The following is a 16,202-nucleotide window of genomic DNA, read 5'->3' on the forward strand; positions in this document are numbered from 1 at the left end:
TTGTTTTAAGTCAGCCGACCTGAACCGGTTCGTGCTGTGAGGAGGGTTTCTGGGTGTCCTGGCGATTGAGCCGCGCCAGCAAAATCGCGCCGACGATGCCGACCGCCGCCAGGGCGAACATGCCGGCCCGTGGGTCGGCGAACTGGGTTTCCATGACCGTCTTGAGGTTCGGCGCCACAAAGCCGCCCAGGTTGCCGATGGAGTTGATCAGGGCAATGCCACCGGCCGCCGCTGCGCCACTCAGGTAGCTGGTGGGAATGGTCCAGAACAGTGGCTGCACCGCGACAAATCCGGCGGCGGCAAAGCAGAACGCCAACACCACCGGCACCATGCTCGACCCCAATGCCGAGGCGGCAATGCCCAGCGCCGCCATGCCCAGCATGCACACCGCCAGGCGCTGATGCTGGCCGGTGCGGTCGGCGTAACGGGTGATCAGGCGAGTGACGATGAGCGCACAGATCCATGGAATCGCGGTGATCAGGCCAACGCTCAGGCCGATGTGCCCGTCGAGCAGCCCGGCGATGCGGGTCGGCAGGTAAAACACCACGCCATACACGCTCATTTGCACGGTGAAATACGCCAGGCAGAATTGCAGCACTCGACGGTTACGCAACGCACTGAGAAAAGAATGCGGGCTGCTCTGCTGCTTGCGCGCATCTTCTTGCGCCAGCGCGGCTTGCAGTGCCTGTTTTTCCTCGCTGCTCAACCAGCGTGCTTCGGATGGGCGATTGACCAGATAGAAGTAAGCGACAACCCCGACCACCGAGGCCATCAGGCCCTCGACCACAAACAGCCACTGCCAGTTTTTCAGGCCGAACACACCGTGAAATTCCAGCAACCAGCCCGACAGCGGGCTGCCGAGAACCAGCGCCAACGGCAGGCCGAAATAGAACAGGCCCAGCGCCTGACCACGGCTTTGTGCCGGGAACCAGTAGGTGAGGTACAGAATGATGCCGGGGAAGAAACCTGCTTCGGCGACACCGAGCAAAAAGCGCAGCGCGTAGAAGGTGTAGGCGTCGTGGGCGAACATCATCGCCGCCGACACCAGCCCCCAGGTGACCATGATCCGGCACAGCCAGACCTTGGCGCCGAGCTTGTGCAGCATGTAGTTGCTGGGCACCTCGAAGAAGGCATAACCGATAAAGAAGATGCTCGCGCCAAACGCAAACGCCGCATCGCCCAGCCCGGTATCGGCCAACAGCGCAGCCTTGGCAAAACCCACGTTGGAACGATCGATGAAGGCCAGGATGTACATGAGGATCAGGAAAGGCATCAGCCGCAGGCGGCTCTTGCCGATGGCGCGTTCGAGCGCCGGCGCAGTAGCGGAATGTTCCATCAGAAGTGTTCCTTGTGCCGATGTGTCCCTGCTGTGGCGGGACGGGCTTTTTGTAGTTGTTGTCGACGAATCGATGGGTTGATTTAGCCAGTTGCGGGGATGAGCGGCTAATCACTTATCCATATCCAGTGATAGCTACAGGTAATGGCTGGGCGGGGATGTCGGGGGATGGGGTTATAGGAGGACGAGAAAAGCGCAAGTCGCCGGCTCAATGGCCGGCGACTGCGGACAGGATCAGGCAATACTTGCCCCAAGGGCCGGGAACACGTCGCTGAACAGCAGGCCGATCAGTTGCTGACCGTCCGGTGTGGACCAGTCCTGAGCGATCTCGGCGATCAGGGTGTTGGTGGCCGTGAGTACCACACCGGCATCGTGCATGCGCTGGCGGGAGAACGCCTCGGACAGATCGCTCGGAGAACCGGAAGCGTCCATCACAGCCTGCACATTGAACCCTTCAAGCGCCGCGTCGATGGCCGGGAATATCAGGCAAACGTCAGTGGTCACGCCGGCCATGATCAGGTGTTTGCGCCCGGTCGCCAGCACTGCATCGCGAAACGCAGCGTAGGCCCAGGCATTTACCACGCCAGGGCGCTTGATCCGGGCAGCATGGGCTTCAGGCAGGATCTGCGCAATTTCCGGCAGGATCGGACCTTGGGCGTTGTCCTCCTGGCTGGAGGTGATCACGGTGGGCAGATTGAGGATCTTTGCCAGTTTGGCCAGCGCAATCGACTGTTTGGCAGCCAGTTCGGTGTCAATGTTCTTGATCAGTTGCATGGTTCCGACCTGATGGTCGATCAGCAACAGTGCAGCGTTTTCAGCCGTGAAGCGTTGTTGGGCCATGGTAGAGCTCCTTTGGTAGGGGAATCAGGCAAGAGGTAGTGGCGGGCCGCTGAACAACGCGACCTTGATGTTGCCCAGGGGCGCGGTGAGCAACAGCTCGCGCGCGGCGTCCCGGGTGTGAAACAGCGCAGCCTTGAGGTCTTCGCTGTCAAAACGAGTACCGCCCACCTCCAGCGTGCCGAAGATCGGCAAGGCAAACAGGATGTGGCCGGCAGGGATAGGCACGCTCAGCTCAAAGCCCTGCTCCAGAGAGATGTCCAGCAGCGTGACCTCGGTCGGCGGCAGCAGTGGCGAGCACGTATCGCCATAGCGGCCTAGCGGAATGCGGATTCGCCCCCCCGGCAACTGAACCACCGGCACGTCCTGAGGCTCGATGCTCAACGCAAACGGCGCAATATTTTTCCGGGCAGGTGCGAGCTCGACAAAAATTTGCAGACCATGCACCGTTTTGCCCGACTCGGCCGGCACCTCTTCATGCACTACGCCCTGGCCGGCGGTGGTCCAGTGCAGCCCGCCAGGCTGAATCAGGTTGTCAGTGCCAATGGAGTCGCGGTTGGCCATGCCGGTTTCGGAGTCGGGCAGCAGGTACGACACAGCTGAAATACCGGCATGCGGGTGTGCCGCAAAGGTCGGCGCATTCATCCAGTAATGGTCGACGCCAAGAAACGGCGAGAGCAGCTCTGGTTCGCCCCGCAGGCTCAACCCGCGAAAACGCCCTGCACGGTTGGCACGCTTGAGAGCCACAACGGCATCCGGTGCCTCGACCTGATAAGGGGGAAGAAAAAGCGAGTTCATGACGATGTCCTCAGGGTTGATAGGGCCATCATCGGGCTTATTTATTTTGGGATAAACCGGACTGAACGGATAACATTGCTCCACCAATGGAGCAGTGCAATGGAACAGTTTTTGAACGACATGGCCTTGTTCGTCGAGGTCGTCAAAGCCAAGGGATTCCGTGGTGCGGCGGACGCGACCGGGGTACCCAACTCCACGCTGTCGCGGCGCATCAGCCAACTGGAAAAAGCCGTGGGCTTGCGCCTGTTGCATCGCACCACACGCAAGGTCGAACTGACTGAGGCGGGGCAGATTTACTACGAGCGCTGCAAGCGAATTGTCGACGAAGCCAGGCTGGCCCATGAGCAACTGGGCGACATGCTTGCCCAGCCCAGCGGCGTGCTGCGCGTCTCGTTGCCGGTAGATTTTGCCGTCACCTACCTGGCGCCGCTGATTGCGGATTTCGCCCGCCACTATCCGGGCATCCGCTTCGACTTGGACCTTAATCCTCGACGCGTCGACCTGATCAGCGAGCCATTCGATGTAGCGATCCGGATCGGCGAATCGGAAAACTCGCAATTGATCGCCCGTCCACTGGCGCGATTACCCACCGGGCTTTTCGCCTCCCCGGATTACCTTGAGCGCTCAGGCGAACCCGGCGTACCCGAAGACCTGACGCAACATGAGTGCCTGGGCATGGCGAAAATCAACACCTGGACGCTGCATGACGACGAACGCTCGGCCACGATTTCGGCCGGCAGTCGTTTCGTGCTCAATAACGTGGGGATGATCCGACGCTTGGCGACACTCGGCATGGGCATCATCCTGTTGCCGGTAGAAATGGCCACCGACGATGTTGCCAGCGGGCGATTGCGCCGTGTGCTGCCGCAGTGGCAAGGCAATGCGATCCCGGTCTATGCCATCACCGAGACACGCCTGCTGCCGGCCAAGACGCAACGCTTTATCGAATTTGTGCGCGAGCGCTTGCTGAACGCCTGAGCAAGCGGCATAAAAAAACCGCATGACGTGCAGAGCACGGCATGCGGCAAACAGGATGCTTTATAGCGCGATCAGGCGTTGTTACGGCCCATCCGGCAGGCGATCTCGAAGGCCTGGCGAATCGCGCCGGGGTTGGCCTTGCCCTGCCCTGCGATATCGAACGCGGTGCCGTGCGCCGGTGTGGTGATCGGGATCGGCAGGCCGCCCTGTACGGTGACGCCGCGCGAGAAGCCCATCAGTTTGATCGCGATCTGGCCCTGGTCGTGGTACATGGTCACCACCGCGTCAAAGGCGCTGGCATCGCCCTGCACCTTGAGAAAGATGGTGTCGCCCGGATACGGTCCGTCAGCGTCGATGCCCTTGGCCTGGGCGGTGCGCACTGCGGGGGCGATGATGTCGATTTCTTCGCGGCCGAACGAGCCGTTGTCGCCGTTGTGCGGGTTGAGGCCGCACACGCCGATGCGCGGTTTGCTCAGGCCGTTGCGCTTGAGTGCGGTGTCGATCAGTTCGATGGCTTGCACCACCTTGTCATGGCTAAGCAGGCCCGGCACCGAGGCCAGCGAGACGTGCGAGGTCACGCGTGAGGTCCAGAGGTTGTCCAGCACGTTGAACTCACAGAACGGCCCATCGAAACCCAACTGCTCGGCGAACCAGTGCAGTTCGTCGCTGTGGTCCATGCCGGCCATGTGCAAGGAGGTTTTGTTCAGCGGCCCGAACAGTACCGCATCGGTGTTTTTCCCGGCGGTCAGTTTCAGGGCAATCTCGAAGGTATCGAGGCAGTAGCGGCCGCCCTTGGCGCTGGCTTCGCTGCGCACGAACTCGCCCTCGGTGTCGCCGCGATAGTTGAAGAACAACGGCGTGTCGTCGCTGAAGTCGAGGTTGTCCACCGAGCTGACGTGGCGATAGGGAAACTCGACGCCGGCGATGCGCATGCCGCGTTGCATCTCGGCCTCGTCGCCGATCAGGATGACCTGCGCCTGGCTGCGCGCCTGGGGTTCGGCCAGCAGGCGGGCGATCAGTTCGGGGCCGATGCCGGCCGGGTCTCCCAGGACCATCGCGATGCGGGGCTTGCTCATAATTGACTCCTCATGGGTTGTTCACAACGGTAGATGCGCCGTGCCGTGCTGTAGAACAGCCGCTGCTGATCCGCGTGCGGCAAATGCCGGACGATCTGTTTGAAGCCGGTGTAGATGTCGTCGAACGAGCCGCACAGGCTGTCGACCGGAAAGTTGCTGGCGAACATGGCCCGCTCGCTGCCGAACATGGCGATGATTTCGCGCACGATCCAGGCGTTGTCGTCTGCGCGCCAGGGCTTGCCGCGCTGGCCGAGGCCGGAAATTTTCACCACCACGTTGGGCTGTTCGGCCAGCCGGGCCATTGCCGCATGCCAGCCGGCCAGGCCTTGTTCGCTGCGGTCGGCCGGCAGCCCGGCATGGTTGAGAATCAGCGTGGTCTGTGGAAAATCGCGCGCCAGCCGCTCGGCTTCGGGCAGGTTCCACCACGGCGTTTGCAGGTCGAAGTTCAGGCCCAGCCCGTGCAGCGCGGCAAAGCCGTGGCGCCAGCGCTCGTCGCTCATCAGGCTGCGGTACAAACCCACCTGCCCCGGCGATTCAGGGCCGCCCGGTTTGTGCCGCACGCTGCGCACACTGGGGAACGCCGCCTGCTCGGCCAACAGGCCAAGGGCTTCGGGATGATCGAGCCAGGCCTGAGCGACGATGGCATTGGGCACGCCGTAACGGCTGCGAAGTTGCTCGACGAAACGGGTTTCGCCCAACGGGTCGCGGGGGTCCCATTCGGTTTCGACATACACCGTTTGCACCACGTCGTGGCCGGCGGCGTCGGCGAAGTATTCCGGCGGCAGGTAGCGACGCTTGATGGCCGAGTAATCGCCGTAGCGAAAGGCGATATTCGCCTCGGGCGCCAGCCAGGGATGGTAGTTGCTCTGCGGATCCCAGAAGTGGTGATGGGCATCGACGATCGGACCGCTCCAAAGCTCATTCATCAAGGGCTCAGACATCGCGCACCTCACGCTGGCCGTCCAGGCTGATGAACAAGGTGGCAAACACAAACAGCGCCGCGCAAATGGCGAAGAACGTCAGGGCCGCGCCAAAGCCGCCGAAGTATTGCAGGATCAGACCGACCAGAATCGGTACGAAGATGCCGCCGATGCTGCCCGCCAGGTTCATCACCCCACCGATCAGGCCGACCCGCGCCGGTGCTGCCAGCAATGACGGGAAGCTCCAGTACAGGCTGCCCCACATCAGGAAGAAGGCCGTCACCGCCAGCAGCGCGACCGCCGCGAACGGGTTGCTCAGGGTCGGCAGCAACAACAGTGCGCCAAGAGCGATGACGCCCGAGAAGGTCAGCAACCCCTTGACCGCCAGACCGCGGCGCACGCCTTTGCGAATCAGCCCGTCACACAGGAAACCACCGGCCAGCGAACCCAGCGCGCCGCAGATAAAGATCGCAAACGTCGCCGCGCCAATGCCCTTGATGTCAAAGCCACGCGCCTGGGCCAGATAGCTCGGGCCCCAGGTCAACAGGCCGAAATACACCATCGCCCAACTGGCGCGACCGATCAGCAAGGCGCTCAGCGAACGCGGTGCTATCCCCAAGCCCTTGACCGGCACCTGAGCGGCCTCGGCCACCGGGATCTCACGACCGGCGTTGATCTTGTCCAGTTCCTGCGCATTGACTTGCGGGTGCAGCGCCGGGTCGTCACGCAGGTAACGCCAGGCCAGCCAGGACAGGGCCAGCGTGGCGATACCGGCGATGACGAACGCCGTGCGCCAGGAATCGAACACGGCAATCAGGTAGGCAATGATCAGCCCGCCCAGGGCCACGCCCAGCGGGCTGCCGCTGTCCATCATCACCGCGCCACGGCTGCGCTCGCTCGGCGCCAGCCACAACGAAATCAGCTTGCCGCCCGAAGGAAACAGCGGTGCCTCGGCGGCCCCCAGCGCGACACGGGCAAACAGCAATGACAGGCCGCCCGTGGCAAAACCGGCCAGTACCTGAAAGGTGCCCCACAGGCCGGTCGACCAGGTGATCACCCGGCGCGGCCCAAAACGGTCGATCATCCAGCCGCCCGGCACCTGCAACAAGGCATAGGCCCAGAAGAAGCTGCTGAGGATCAGGCCCTGCATGCTCGGCGACAGCGAGAATTCATGGGCAATGGTCGGCATGGCGATCGACAGCGATACGCGGTCGATCAGATTGACCATGGTCAGCAGAAAGATGATGGCGAAGATGCGCCAGCGCACGGTGCTGGCGCGAGCAACCTGGCTGAGCGCCGGGTTATCTGAATCAGGCTGGGCACCTGCCACTGGCAAGTGCGCGTCACCGGGACGGGCCATGAGGATTACCTCTATGTTGTTGTTTTTGTAATGCTGCCTGGCACTGATGAAATAGCGCCTGGGCCGTACTATCGAAGCCGTACCGATAACCGTCTAATCAAATATTGAAATACACCAATAGCCTTGGGTTATACCGCTGCCATCACGCTATCAGACGGGTACCTATAGCTGCTGGTTATCGGTGTATGTTTTGTTTTGACTAGACGCCTCTGCCCGTTCTTCCCACACTCCCTCTCAGGTTTTGCCCGCACCACGACGGGCAAGCCGCAATCTTTTCATAACAAATACAATAAAAAGAGGTTTCACCATGCGAATCGCATCGACCCCAGGCGTATGCCGTCTTCTGCTCGGCTGCACCGTGCTCTGCGCCAGCACACTGCCCTCAGTGGCCATGGCCTGGCAACCGGAAAAGAACCTCGAAATCGTCGTCGCCGGCGGCCCCGGTGGCGGCACTGACCAGCTCGGGCGGCTGATTCAGTCGATCATCACCACCCACAAGCTGCTGGACGTCAACACCGTGGTGCTCAACAAGGGTGGCGGCAACGGTGCCGAAGCCTTTCTCGATATGAAGATGTCCAGGGGCGATGCCGACAAGCTGGTGATCGGCACCAACAATGTCTACCTGCTGCCGCTGGTCGCCAAGCTCGGTTATCAATGGCAGGAATTGACGCCCATCGCGGCCCTGGCCGAAGACGACTTCATTCTCTGGACCTACAAGGACGCGGCCTGGAAAGACGGCGCGGCCTTTTACGAGGCGGTCAAGGCCGACCCGTCGAAAATGCGCATGGGCGGCAGCCAGTCCAAGGACGTCGACCAGACCCTGACCCTGCTGCTGAACAAGACCACCTCCAGCAAGCTGGTGTATATCCCCTTCAAAAGCGGCAGTGAAGCGGCCACGCAACTGGCCGGCAAACACATCGCCGCCAACGTCAACAACCCCGCCGAAAGCATCAGCCAATGGCGCGGCGACCAGGTTCAGCCGCTGTGCGTGTTCAGCCAGCAACGCATGCAATACACCACCAAAGTCGCCGGCGACAAAGCCTGGTCGGACATTCCTACCTGCCACGAACAAGGGCTGGGCATCGACCAGTACCGCTTCCCGCGCACGGTGTTCATGCCCGGCGAAATCACCGCCGAGCAACGTGCGTTCTACACCGAACTGATGCGCAAGGTCAGCGAGGCGCCGGAGTTCAAGGCCTATGTGGCGCAGAACGCACTGGTGCCGACCTTTCTGGAAGGCGAACAGCTGACCGCCTACATCGAGCAGGACACCGCTCGGGTCACGCCCGTGTTCAAGGACGCCGGCTGGCTGCAAAAGTGAGGGGTGATTTATGTCTCATACACCGCAATCGCCGGCGCTGGTCGGCACGCGCTGGGTAGAACTGGGCCTGGCGCTGTTTACCCTGTTGATCGGTGCCGTGGTCATGTACGGCAGCCTTGAACAAGGCATCGGTTGGGGCGATTCAGGGCCCGAACCCGGTTACTTCCCTTTTTACATTGGCCTGTTACTGGCCTGCGCCAGCCTGGGCAATGCCGTACTGGCGCTGATTCGCTGGCAAGCCTTGAGCGTGGCCTTCGTCAGCCGCGCCGCCTTCGGCCAGGTGCTGTCGGTGTTCGTACCGATTGCCGTGTTTGTGGCGGCGATGCCGTTCACCGGTATTTACCTGGCCTCGCTGGTGTTCATCGGCTGGTTCATGTGGCGTGACCGGCTGCGCGCCAAACCTTACGGCGCGTTGACCATTTGTGCGGTGGCGGGCGGCGCGGTGCTGGCCAGCTACCTGATCTTTGCCCTGTGGTTCAAGGTCCCGCTGGATGCCGGCCCGCTGGGCGACTGGCTGGCCATGGCCAGGAGAGCACTGCAATGACTGAGTTCGATTCGTTGATGCAAGGCATGAGCGTGATCATGACGCCCGGACACATCGGGCTGATGGTCATCGGCGTGCTGCTGGGCATTCTGGTCGGCGTGTTGCCCGGCCTGGGTGCCCCCAACGGGGTGGCGCTGCTGTTGCCGCTGACCTTCACCATGTCGCCGGTGTCGGCGATCATTCTGTTGTCGTGCATGTATTGGGGGGCGTTGTTCGGCGGTTCGATCACTTCGATTCTGTTCAATATCCCCGGCGAGCCGTCATCGGTGGCGACCACATTCGACGGCTACCCCATGGCCCGCGAAGGCCGTGCCGCCGAAGCGCTGACCGCCGCCTTCACCTCGGCGCTGATCGGCGCCCTGGCCGGCGTGTTGCTGCTGACCTTTTTATCGACGCGCATTGCCGAATTCGCCATGTCGTTCAGCTCGCCGGAGTTCTTTGCGGTTTACCTGTTGGCCTTCTGCACCTTTATCGGCATGAGCAAGAACCCGCCGCTCAAGACCGTGGTGGCGATGATGCTGGGCTTTGCCATGGCGGCGGTGGGCATGGACACGGTGTCGGGCAACCTGCGCCTGACCTTTGACCAGCCGATGCTGATGACCGGCATCAGTTTTGAAGTGGCGGTCATCGGCCTGTTCGGTATTGGCGAGATTCTGTGCACGGTCGAGGAAGGCCTGGTGTTTCGTGGCGAGCATGCGCGTATTACGCCGATGACCATTCTGCGCACCTGGGCCAAACTGCCGCGTTACTGGCTGACGATTGTGCGCAGCACACTGGTCGGCTGCTGGATGGGCATCACGCCCGGCGGGCCGACGGCGGCATCGTTCATGAGCTACAGCCTGGCGCGGCGCTTCTCGAAAAACCGCGATAACTTCGGCAAGGGCGAAGTCGAGGGTGTGATTGCCCCGGAAACCGCCGACCATGCCGCCGGCACCAGCGCTTTGCTGCCCATGCTGACCCTCGGCATTCCAGGTTCGGCCACTGCCGCAGTGATGCTCGGCGGCCTGATGATCTGGGGCCTGCACCCTGGCCCTACCCTGTTCGTGGAGCAACACGATTTTGTCTGGGGCCTGATCGCCAGCATGTACCTGGGCAACGTGGTCAGCCTGATCGTGGTGCTGGCCACCGTGCCGCTGTTCGCCTCGATCCTGCGCATTCCGTTCTCGATCATTGCGCCGATCATCATCATGATTTGCGCCATCGGCGCCTACTCGGTGCACAACTCGATGTTCGACATCGTGCTGATGCTCGGCTTCGGCGCCTTGGGCTATCTGTTCAAGAAGCTTGGCTACCCCATCGCACCGCTGGTCCTCGCCGCCGTGCTGGGCGACAAGGCCGAAGATGCGTTTCGCCAGTCGATGCTGTTCTCCGACGGCCAACTGGGCATTTTCTGGTCCAACCCACTGGTCGGCGGGCTGACCACCGCCGCGCTGCTGATGCTGTTCTGGCCGCTGATTTCCAGGGCCATACGCGGTGCTTTCGGCTGGCGGACAAGCCGCGCCGTCAAGCGCACATCGGCGTCTTGAACGTCAGTAGTGGCAGAGCCTGGCAATTCTTGTCAGGCTCTGCGCACCTTTCGCTGCGAGCCAGGCCGATGACCCAGATTCCTGCTGCCCATGTAATCCACAGTCGCCTGCGCCTGCGACAACTGCGGTTGATGCTCACGTTGCAGGAGCTGGGTTCCTTGCGCCGGGCTGCCGACCACATCGGCATGACCCAGCCGGCCGCCACCAAGATGCTGCACGAGGCCGAAGACTTGCTGGGCGTCGAGCTGTTCGAGCGCCTGCCACGCGGCATGCGCCCTACGCAGTTTGGCGAGACGGTGATTTATTACGCGCGCATGGTGTTTGCCGAACTGACCGGCATGCGTGAAGAACTGGTGGCGCTGGAGTCCGGCAACCTCGGCCGGGTCACGGTCGGCGCCATTCCGGCACTGGCCTCGGGCCTGTTGACCCGCACCATCGCCAACCTCAAGTCCAGCCACCCACGCCTGTCGATGAGCATTCAGGTCGACACCAGCGATGTGCTGGTTCAGGCCTTGTTGCAGGACCAACTGGACGTGGTGCTGGGCCGCATCCCCAGCGGTGCACGGGCCGAAGAGCTGATTTTCGACAGCCTGGGCGAAGAGGAACTGTGCGTGATCGCAGGCGCCCAGCACCCGCTGGCCAGCGCCAAAAGCTTAACTTGGGCCGAGCTGCAAAACATGACCTGGGTGCTGCAACAACACCCAAGCCCGATGCGCTCGATCATCAATCAGGTGTTCCACAATGCCCGCGTCGACATTCCGGTGAGCATCGTCGAAACCACCTCGATCATGACGCTGCTGTCACTGATCCAGCAGACCGACATGCTCGGCGTCACGCCAGTGTCGGTGGTCGAGGATTACCCTGGCCGTGATTTGCTGGCCATCTTGCCGATCAACTTCGAAGCGCGCCTGCCGCCTTATGGGTTGATTACCCGCCGGCATCGCGTCCAGTCTTCAGCCATGCAGGCGTTCATTCAGTCAGTGAAGGCCGAGCAGGCGCTGGTCAAGCGCTAGACGCTTGCCAACATCAAGTCCAGGTTCTGCACCGCCGCACCTGCCGCGCCCTTGCCGAGGTTGTCGAACACCGCCGCCAGCAGCACCTGTTCACCGTTTTCAAAGACCATCAATTGCAGGTCATCGGTGCCGTTCATGCGCTGCGGATCCAGCGCCGTCATGGCCTTGGCCTGCTGCATCGACAGAACCTGCACATGAGCGGTGTCGGCGTAGTGCTGTTCAAGAGCCGCGTGTAACCGCTGGGCATCGACACCCTTGGGCAACAAGCGCAGTTGCAAGGGAATCGTCAGCACGATGCCCTGGCGAAATGAGCCATAGGCCGGCACGAACAAGGGCCGTTCGGTCAGGCCGCTGTGCTGCTGGATCTCCGGTACATGCTTGTGCGCAAGCCCCAGCCCGTAGACCTGAAAAGCCGGCGCAGTCGAGCCGTTGCTGCCCTCGTGCGCCTCCACCGCCGCGCGCCCGCCACCGGAATAGCCCGACACGGCATGAATGCTCAGGGGGTAATCACGCGGCAGCAAACCGGCCTCCAGCAAAGGCCGCAACAGGCCCACGGCACCGGTGGGATAACAACCGGGATTGCTGACCCGCCGCGCGCTGGCGATGCGTTGCGCCTGCTGCGGGTTCATTTCTGCAAAACCGTAGGTCCAGTCCTGGTGGTTACGGTGCGCGGAGCTGGCATCGATGACCCGCACGCTTGGGTTTTCGATGCTCGCCACCGCCTCGCGGGCGGCATCGTCCGGCAGACACAACAGCGCGATGTCGCAGGCATTGATGGCCTGAGCGCGGCGCTTGGGGTCTTTGCGCTGTTCAGGCGCCAGGGTGAGCATCTGGAAGTCGGTACGGCCTTGCAGGCGTTGCTGGATTTGCAGGCCGGTGGTGCCTTGGTCGCCGTCGATGAAGACGAGAGGAGTGGTCATGGAGAAGTGCTCGCTGGCAGAAATCAACAGCCGCGATCTTCGATGCCACAGCTAAATAGTTAAAGTTGAATTTTAAAACCATCCTGTTCAGTTTTTATGAATGATGATTAGCTCCCTGCCGGCGTGGGTAGGCGCGTAACAACCTCCCTTGCACTGTGAAGCTGCGGCGCACAATCAAGGAGCGCATTGCCGGCAGCCGTACAGTGTTGTCTCGCAACGTGCGGGTTGACGGCCCTGTGGTTGCATTTGCCTATCCGAAAACTATACGAGGCTTATCCGCTAATCCCGGCCTGCTCGCTAAAACGGTGTATGGCATGAGCTTTGCTCGACTGAGTTGAAACGAAGCCACTCCAGGCCCGTTATCCAGGACCGTCAGGTGTATCGTGACCAGAACCGACTTCGAAACCACCGACAGGACACACGCCATCGCAGGCTGTGATCTGGGCACCGCCCGTGCGCGCATGGCCGATATCTGCGGGCCTCACCAGTTGCATGCCAGCCGCCCCGAACGCCTCAGTTTTCAACACTGCGGTTATATGTTCGGCACGCTGTCGACAACCCTCGGAACCCTGGGTTACGGCACGGACGTCACCGTAGCCGTCGGTGAAGAGCACCGGCTCAGTTGTTATAGCCTGACCCTGCCAGTGGCCGGTGAGCAGGCACTTACAGTCGGTGGACGGTGCCTGCATTCGGATCGTGATCATGCGGTGATTCTCTCGCCCTTCGCGACCCAAGAGCTGAGCATCAGCGGCGAATGCCGCGAGTTACACGTCGCGTTGCCCGTCTTCAGCGTGCAAAGCGTATTGACCGAGCTGTTGCAACGTTCGATCGATCAGCCCATCACCTTCGAGCCGGGCATGGATGCGGTCAATGGTGAGTCTGGTTCATGGTGGCGGATGGTCCGGCACCTGATCAGCGAGTTTGAGCAGGGTCCTGCGCTGTACGGGCATTTGCTGTTCAACCGCGATATAGAAAGCGCGCTGATCAAAGGCCTGATCCTCGCGCAACCCAACAACTACTCCGAGGAGTTGCGGCATCTGCATGCCGATAAACCACCGCACTATTTGCTCAAGGCCAAGGCGTTCATCCATGCCAACGCCAAAGAAGACCTGTGCCTGGAAGATATAGAAATGGCGTGCGGGGTATCGCGGGTGAAACTGTTCGAAGGATTTCGCTCGCACTTCGGCAGTTCGCCCATGGCGTATCTGCGCAAGTACCGCCTGCTTGCAATACGCCAACAGATTCTGCAAGACCGCTCGGCGCGTAACGTGTCACCCATCGCGATGGAGTGGGGGCTTAATCACTTGGGGCGGTTCTCTACCGATTACCGAAAACTGTTCGGCGAGACGCCCCGCGATACGCTTATGCGCGCTCAGAATCGTACTGACCGCGCACATTGAACCGTTTCGTTAAAACCGCTGAGGCGCTACGGTGCCCAGCGGTTCACTCTGTGCCACGCGCAAGAACTGGCCACGCAACCATGGGTCGTTCATGCCCTGACTCACGACCCGGGCTCTGACCGGGTCTGGAAGCACGGACACTTCGCCGTACAGGCAAGACCAGCGCTGACAGTGCTCTGCCAGCTCACGCTGACTGTTTTCCCATGCACGCAGCCGCTGCGGTATGTCCCGTGGATCGTCCAGGCCCTCCATGAAGACAGCCAATGCCAGGCCGGTCTGCATCGCCATTCCCCCGCCCTGCCCCAGATTCGGCGGTTGAGCGTGAGCCGCGTCGCCAATGATCGCGGCCCTTCCCGCACTCCAGGCCTTGACCTTGACAATGCTGTAAGCCGACCAGGGCAACAGCGTATCGACCCGGTCGATCAGATGCGCCCAGGCCGGGAATGATGCGGTCCATGCTGCTTTATCCAGCGGGCCGGCGCACCCGATACGATCACTGCGCTGGCACGTGAACGCCAGGTAGATCTGCGATGCGCTCAAGGGTGTGATCAACAGACGGCGTTCGCCGCTCCAGCACTCGATGTATTTGCCCTGGCCGTTGACGCCGAGATCTGCCTGATTGCCTTCGATAATGGCGCGCAAGGCGCCTTCGCGGGTCTGTTCGTGAAGCAGCTCAAGTCCCAGGCTGCGCCGTACGGGAGACCAGACCCCATCAGCGCCGATCACCAGATCGGCACGCTCGGTATGCCCACTGACAAAACCCAGTTCAGCGTCGGCACTCGCTCCGACAACCTCTGCGCCGGTATGGATCTGCACGCCAGCAGCCAGTGCTGCGTCACGCAGCCCATTGAGCAGATCGCGCCGGGGTACGGTGACCAGGCGCACATTGGGCGGAAAATCGCCGGCATCGATGACTTGATTCAGATGATCGCGCTGCTCCATGGCGCGGCCATGAAAGGCGCCGTCCTGAACGACGTGTGCGCCAAGCGACTGCAGAATTCGCAGGCCATTTTCCCAGATGTAGATACCCGAGCCCGAGGCCCGCAGCTCAGCCTGACGCTCATACACCGACACGTGCCAGCCACGCTGCGCCAGCGCCGTGGCGACCGTTAACCCGCCAAACCCTGCGCCTGCGACAAGCGCCTTCAGGATGTTTGCCATGTTCAAGCCCCCGTACGTTCTGTTGGACGCAGAAAGTTGCGAATCGCCGAACTGACGGCATCCGGGCTTTCCAGGGTCGGAAAATGTGTGGTGCCCGGAATGTGGCAGGGATGAAACCAGGGATGTTCTGCTGCGAAATCCTGCTGTAGCTGGCGGTACTCGGCAGACAGCGGCTGAGAGTAGATGTGGCACACCTCAGGCTTGGCAGGCAGGCTTTCCATACGCTGCAACGGGCTGCCCCATTGCTGGTAATTGCGCGCAATTTCACGGCAGGCACGCATCCACATGTCGCCGCTGAAACCTGGCATCTCGACGCGCAGATGTTGCAGCACATCAGCGTTGTCGGTTGAGGCCGCCCACTCATCAAAAAAGCTTTGCCGGCCGGCGGCGAAGCGTTCCGGGTCTTGCCCTTCTGCCAGTTGCTCCCAGAACCCGGGGTGAGGCTGCATGAGCCAGTCGACGACGATGGTTTTATCGAGCATATGGCCGAGGCGTTCACAGACATCGATATTGACCCAGCAGCCATGGGAAGTGGACACCATATGAAACGGCTGCAACCCCAGTGCGCGGACAAAAGCGATCAGGTCGAGCGCCAGGTCCTGCGATGAAAAATCGCGCGTCAGCGTTTGCGCTTCGTCGTGGCCGCGCCAATTGGCACAGATGACATGAAAATCGGACGCCAGCAGCGGGACGATGTTCTTGAACAGTCGATGATCCTGCGCCCAGCCGCTGAGCAGCAACAGCACTGGCGCGGCAGGGTCACCGTGTTCGGTATAGGTCATGAAGGCGTCATTTACAGCGATCGATTTCATTGCAGTTTCCTGTCGATGGGAGGTGAACACGTGGCAATCATGCTAAGTGCGCCCTACTCACCGAACTATCCGCTTTGGTGGGCAATACCAGCCGCTTTTTCGCCCTCGCTTTGCGCCTGAACCCACCCCCATTGCGCGCCCTGGAAGAAGAACGGGATAGCCATTTCGCATAACGCGGATAGAGCACTTGCTGCTTCGCA

The 16,202-nt window shown here is 61.5% G+C and carries 15 protein-coding genes; 6 read left to right on the plus strand and 9 right to left on the minus strand.

What is annotated here, in order from left to right; all coding sequences use genetic code 11:
- Nucleotides 1–10: 10 nt before the first annotated feature.
- The 3 genes from ACYP2A_RS19520 to ACYP2A_RS19530 form a co-directional block, all read right to left on the minus strand.
- Nucleotides 11–1,336 (minus strand): MFS transporter, encoded by a 1,326-nt coding sequence (locus ACYP2A_RS19520; protein ID WP_459747406.1) that lies wholly within the window; start codon nt 1,334–1,336, stop codon nt 11–13.
- Nucleotides 1,337–1,570: 234 nt separating this feature from the next.
- A complete protein-coding gene (locus tag ACYP2A_RS19525) occupies nt 1,571–2,176 on the minus strand; it encodes an isochorismatase family protein (protein ID WP_459747408.1) in 606 nt (201 codons plus the stop codon).
- Nucleotides 2,177–2,200: 24 nt separating this feature from the next.
- Entirely contained in the window at nt 2,201–2,971 is a 771-nt protein-coding gene (locus ACYP2A_RS19530; RefSeq protein ID WP_459747409.1) for a pirin family protein, read from the minus strand.
- Between the two features lie 99 nt (nt 2,972–3,070).
- Between ACYP2A_RS19530 and ACYP2A_RS19535 the strand changes: the two genes are divergently transcribed.
- Nucleotides 3,071–3,949: a LysR family transcriptional regulator gene (locus ACYP2A_RS19535; RefSeq protein ID WP_459747411.1), complete on the plus strand. Its 879-nt coding sequence runs from the start codon at nt 3,071–3,073 to the stop codon at nt 3,947–3,949.
- Between the two features lie 71 nt (nt 3,950–4,020).
- On the opposite strand, the gene ACYP2A_RS19540 is transcribed toward ACYP2A_RS19535, so the two are convergent.
- The 3 genes from ACYP2A_RS19540 to ACYP2A_RS19550 are packed head-to-tail and all read right to left on the minus strand — an operon-like array spanning nt 4,021 to nt 7,305.
- A complete protein-coding gene (locus ACYP2A_RS19540) occupies nt 4,021–5,025 on the minus strand; it encodes a 4-hydroxythreonine-4-phosphate dehydrogenase PdxA (protein ID WP_459747413.1) in 1,005 nt (334 codons plus the stop codon).
- Complete coding sequence (locus ACYP2A_RS19545; RefSeq protein ID WP_459747414.1) at nt 5,022–5,951, minus strand: amidohydrolase family protein; 930 nt, start codon at nt 5,949–5,951, stop codon at nt 5,022–5,024. Before ACYP2A_RS19545 ends, ACYP2A_RS19540 begins: the two co-directional genes overlap by 4 nt.
- A 7-nt stretch (nt 5,952–5,958) precedes the next feature.
- The gene (locus ACYP2A_RS19550) at nt 5,959–7,305 is read right to left on the minus strand and encodes an MFS transporter (protein ID WP_459747415.1); all 1,347 of its coding nucleotides are present in this window, start codon (nt 7,303–7,305) and stop codon (nt 5,959–5,961) included.
- 307 nt (nt 7,306–7,612) lie between these two features.
- On the opposite strand from ACYP2A_RS19550, the gene ACYP2A_RS19555 reads away from it, so the two are divergent.
- The 4 genes from ACYP2A_RS19555 (at nt 7,613) to ACYP2A_RS19570 (ending at nt 11,709) form a co-directional block, all read left to right on the plus strand.
- On the plus strand, nt 7,613–8,626 hold the full coding sequence (locus ACYP2A_RS19555) for a Bug family tripartite tricarboxylate transporter substrate binding protein (RefSeq protein ID WP_459747417.1): 1,014 nt from the start codon (nt 7,613–7,615) through the stop codon (nt 8,624–8,626).
- Between the two features lie 10 nt (nt 8,627–8,636).
- A complete protein-coding gene (locus ACYP2A_RS19560; RefSeq protein WP_459747420.1) occupies nt 8,637–9,170 on the plus strand; it encodes a tripartite tricarboxylate transporter TctB family protein in 534 nt (177 codons plus the stop codon).
- Nucleotides 9,167–10,696 (plus strand): tripartite tricarboxylate transporter permease, encoded by a 1,530-nt coding sequence (locus ACYP2A_RS19565; RefSeq protein ID WP_459747422.1) that lies wholly within the window; start codon nt 9,167–9,169, stop codon nt 10,694–10,696. Before ACYP2A_RS19560 ends, ACYP2A_RS19565 begins: the two co-directional genes overlap by 4 nt.
- A gap of 68 nt (nt 10,697–10,764) precedes the next feature.
- Entirely contained in the window at nt 10,765–11,709 is a 945-nt protein-coding gene (locus tag ACYP2A_RS19570) for a LysR family transcriptional regulator (RefSeq protein ID WP_459747424.1), read from the plus strand.
- Here the strand turns inward: ACYP2A_RS19570 and argC are convergent.
- A complete protein-coding gene (argC, locus tag ACYP2A_RS19575) occupies nt 11,706–12,629 on the minus strand; it encodes an N-acetyl-gamma-glutamyl-phosphate reductase (protein ID WP_459747426.1) in 924 nt (307 codons plus the stop codon). The two genes, ACYP2A_RS19570 and argC, sit on opposite strands and share 4 nt — an antisense overlap.
- Nucleotides 12,630–13,090: 461 nt before the next feature.
- Here argC and ACYP2A_RS19580 point away from each other — a divergent pair, with 461 nt between their 5' ends.
- Entirely contained in the window at nt 13,091–14,029 is a 939-nt protein-coding gene (locus ACYP2A_RS19580) for an AraC family transcriptional regulator (protein WP_459747618.1), read from the plus strand.
- A gap of 9 nt (nt 14,030–14,038) precedes the next feature.
- Here ACYP2A_RS19580 and ACYP2A_RS19585 read toward each other — a convergent pair whose 3' ends face one another.
- Both ACYP2A_RS19585 and ACYP2A_RS19590 read right to left on the minus strand, forming a co-directional pair.
- The gene (locus ACYP2A_RS19585; RefSeq protein WP_459747428.1) at nt 14,039–15,190 is read right to left on the minus strand and encodes an FAD-dependent oxidoreductase; all 1,152 of its coding nucleotides are present in this window, start codon (nt 15,188–15,190) and stop codon (nt 14,039–14,041) included.
- Between the two features lie 2 nt (nt 15,191–15,192).
- Nucleotides 15,193–16,002, minus strand: coding sequence for an alpha/beta fold hydrolase (locus tag ACYP2A_RS19590; RefSeq protein ID WP_459747429.1), 810 nt, complete (start codon nt 16,000–16,002; stop codon nt 15,193–15,195).
- Nucleotides 16,003–16,202 lie beyond the last annotated feature (200 nt).

It is taken from the genome of Pseudomonas sp. 3A(2025), assembly GCF_054589175.1.

Excerpts from the sequence above, each read along its gene's own strand:
- ACYP2A_RS19520 (WP_459747406.1), bottom strand. The coding sequence starts at position 1,336 with ATGGAACATTCCGCTACTGCGCCGGCGCTCGAACGCGCCATCGGCAAG.
- ACYP2A_RS19525 (WP_459747408.1), bottom strand. The coding sequence starts at position 2,176 with ATGGCCCAACAACGCTTCACGGCTGAAAACGCTGCACTGTTGCTGATC.
- ACYP2A_RS19530 (WP_459747409.1), bottom strand. The coding sequence starts at position 2,971 with ATGAACTCGCTTTTTCTTCCCCCTTATCAGGTCGAGGCACCGGATGCC.
- ACYP2A_RS19535 (WP_459747411.1), top strand. The coding sequence starts at position 3,071 with ATGGAACAGTTTTTGAACGACATGGCCTTGTTCGTCGAGGTCGTCAAA.
- ACYP2A_RS19540 (WP_459747413.1), bottom strand. The coding sequence starts at position 5,025 with ATGAGCAAGCCCCGCATCGCGATGGTCCTGGGAGACCCGGCCGGCATC.
- ACYP2A_RS19545 (WP_459747414.1), bottom strand. The coding sequence starts at position 5,951 with ATGAATGAGCTTTGGAGCGGTCCGATCGTCGATGCCCATCACCACTTC.
- ACYP2A_RS19550 (WP_459747415.1), bottom strand. The coding sequence starts at position 7,305 with ATGGCCCGTCCCGGTGACGCGCACTTGCCAGTGGCAGGTGCCCAGCCT.
- ACYP2A_RS19555 (WP_459747417.1), top strand. The coding sequence starts at position 7,613 with ATGCGAATCGCATCGACCCCAGGCGTATGCCGTCTTCTGCTCGGCTGC.
- ACYP2A_RS19560 (WP_459747420.1), top strand. The coding sequence starts at position 8,637 with ATGTCTCATACACCGCAATCGCCGGCGCTGGTCGGCACGCGCTGGGTA.
- ACYP2A_RS19565 (WP_459747422.1), top strand. The coding sequence starts at position 9,167 with ATGACTGAGTTCGATTCGTTGATGCAAGGCATGAGCGTGATCATGACG.
- ACYP2A_RS19570 (WP_459747424.1), top strand. The coding sequence starts at position 10,765 with ATGACCCAGATTCCTGCTGCCCATGTAATCCACAGTCGCCTGCGCCTG.
- argC (WP_459747426.1), bottom strand. The coding sequence starts at position 12,629 with ATGACCACTCCTCTCGTCTTCATCGACGGCGACCAAGGCACCACCGGC.
- ACYP2A_RS19580 (WP_459747618.1), top strand. The coding sequence starts at position 13,091 with ATGGCCGATATCTGCGGGCCTCACCAGTTGCATGCCAGCCGCCCCGAA.
- ACYP2A_RS19585 (WP_459747428.1), bottom strand. The coding sequence starts at position 15,190 with ATGGCAAACATCCTGAAGGCGCTTGTCGCAGGCGCAGGGTTTGGCGGG.
- ACYP2A_RS19590 (WP_459747429.1), bottom strand. The coding sequence starts at position 16,002 with ATGAAATCGATCGCTGTAAATGACGCCTTCATGACCTATACCGAACAC.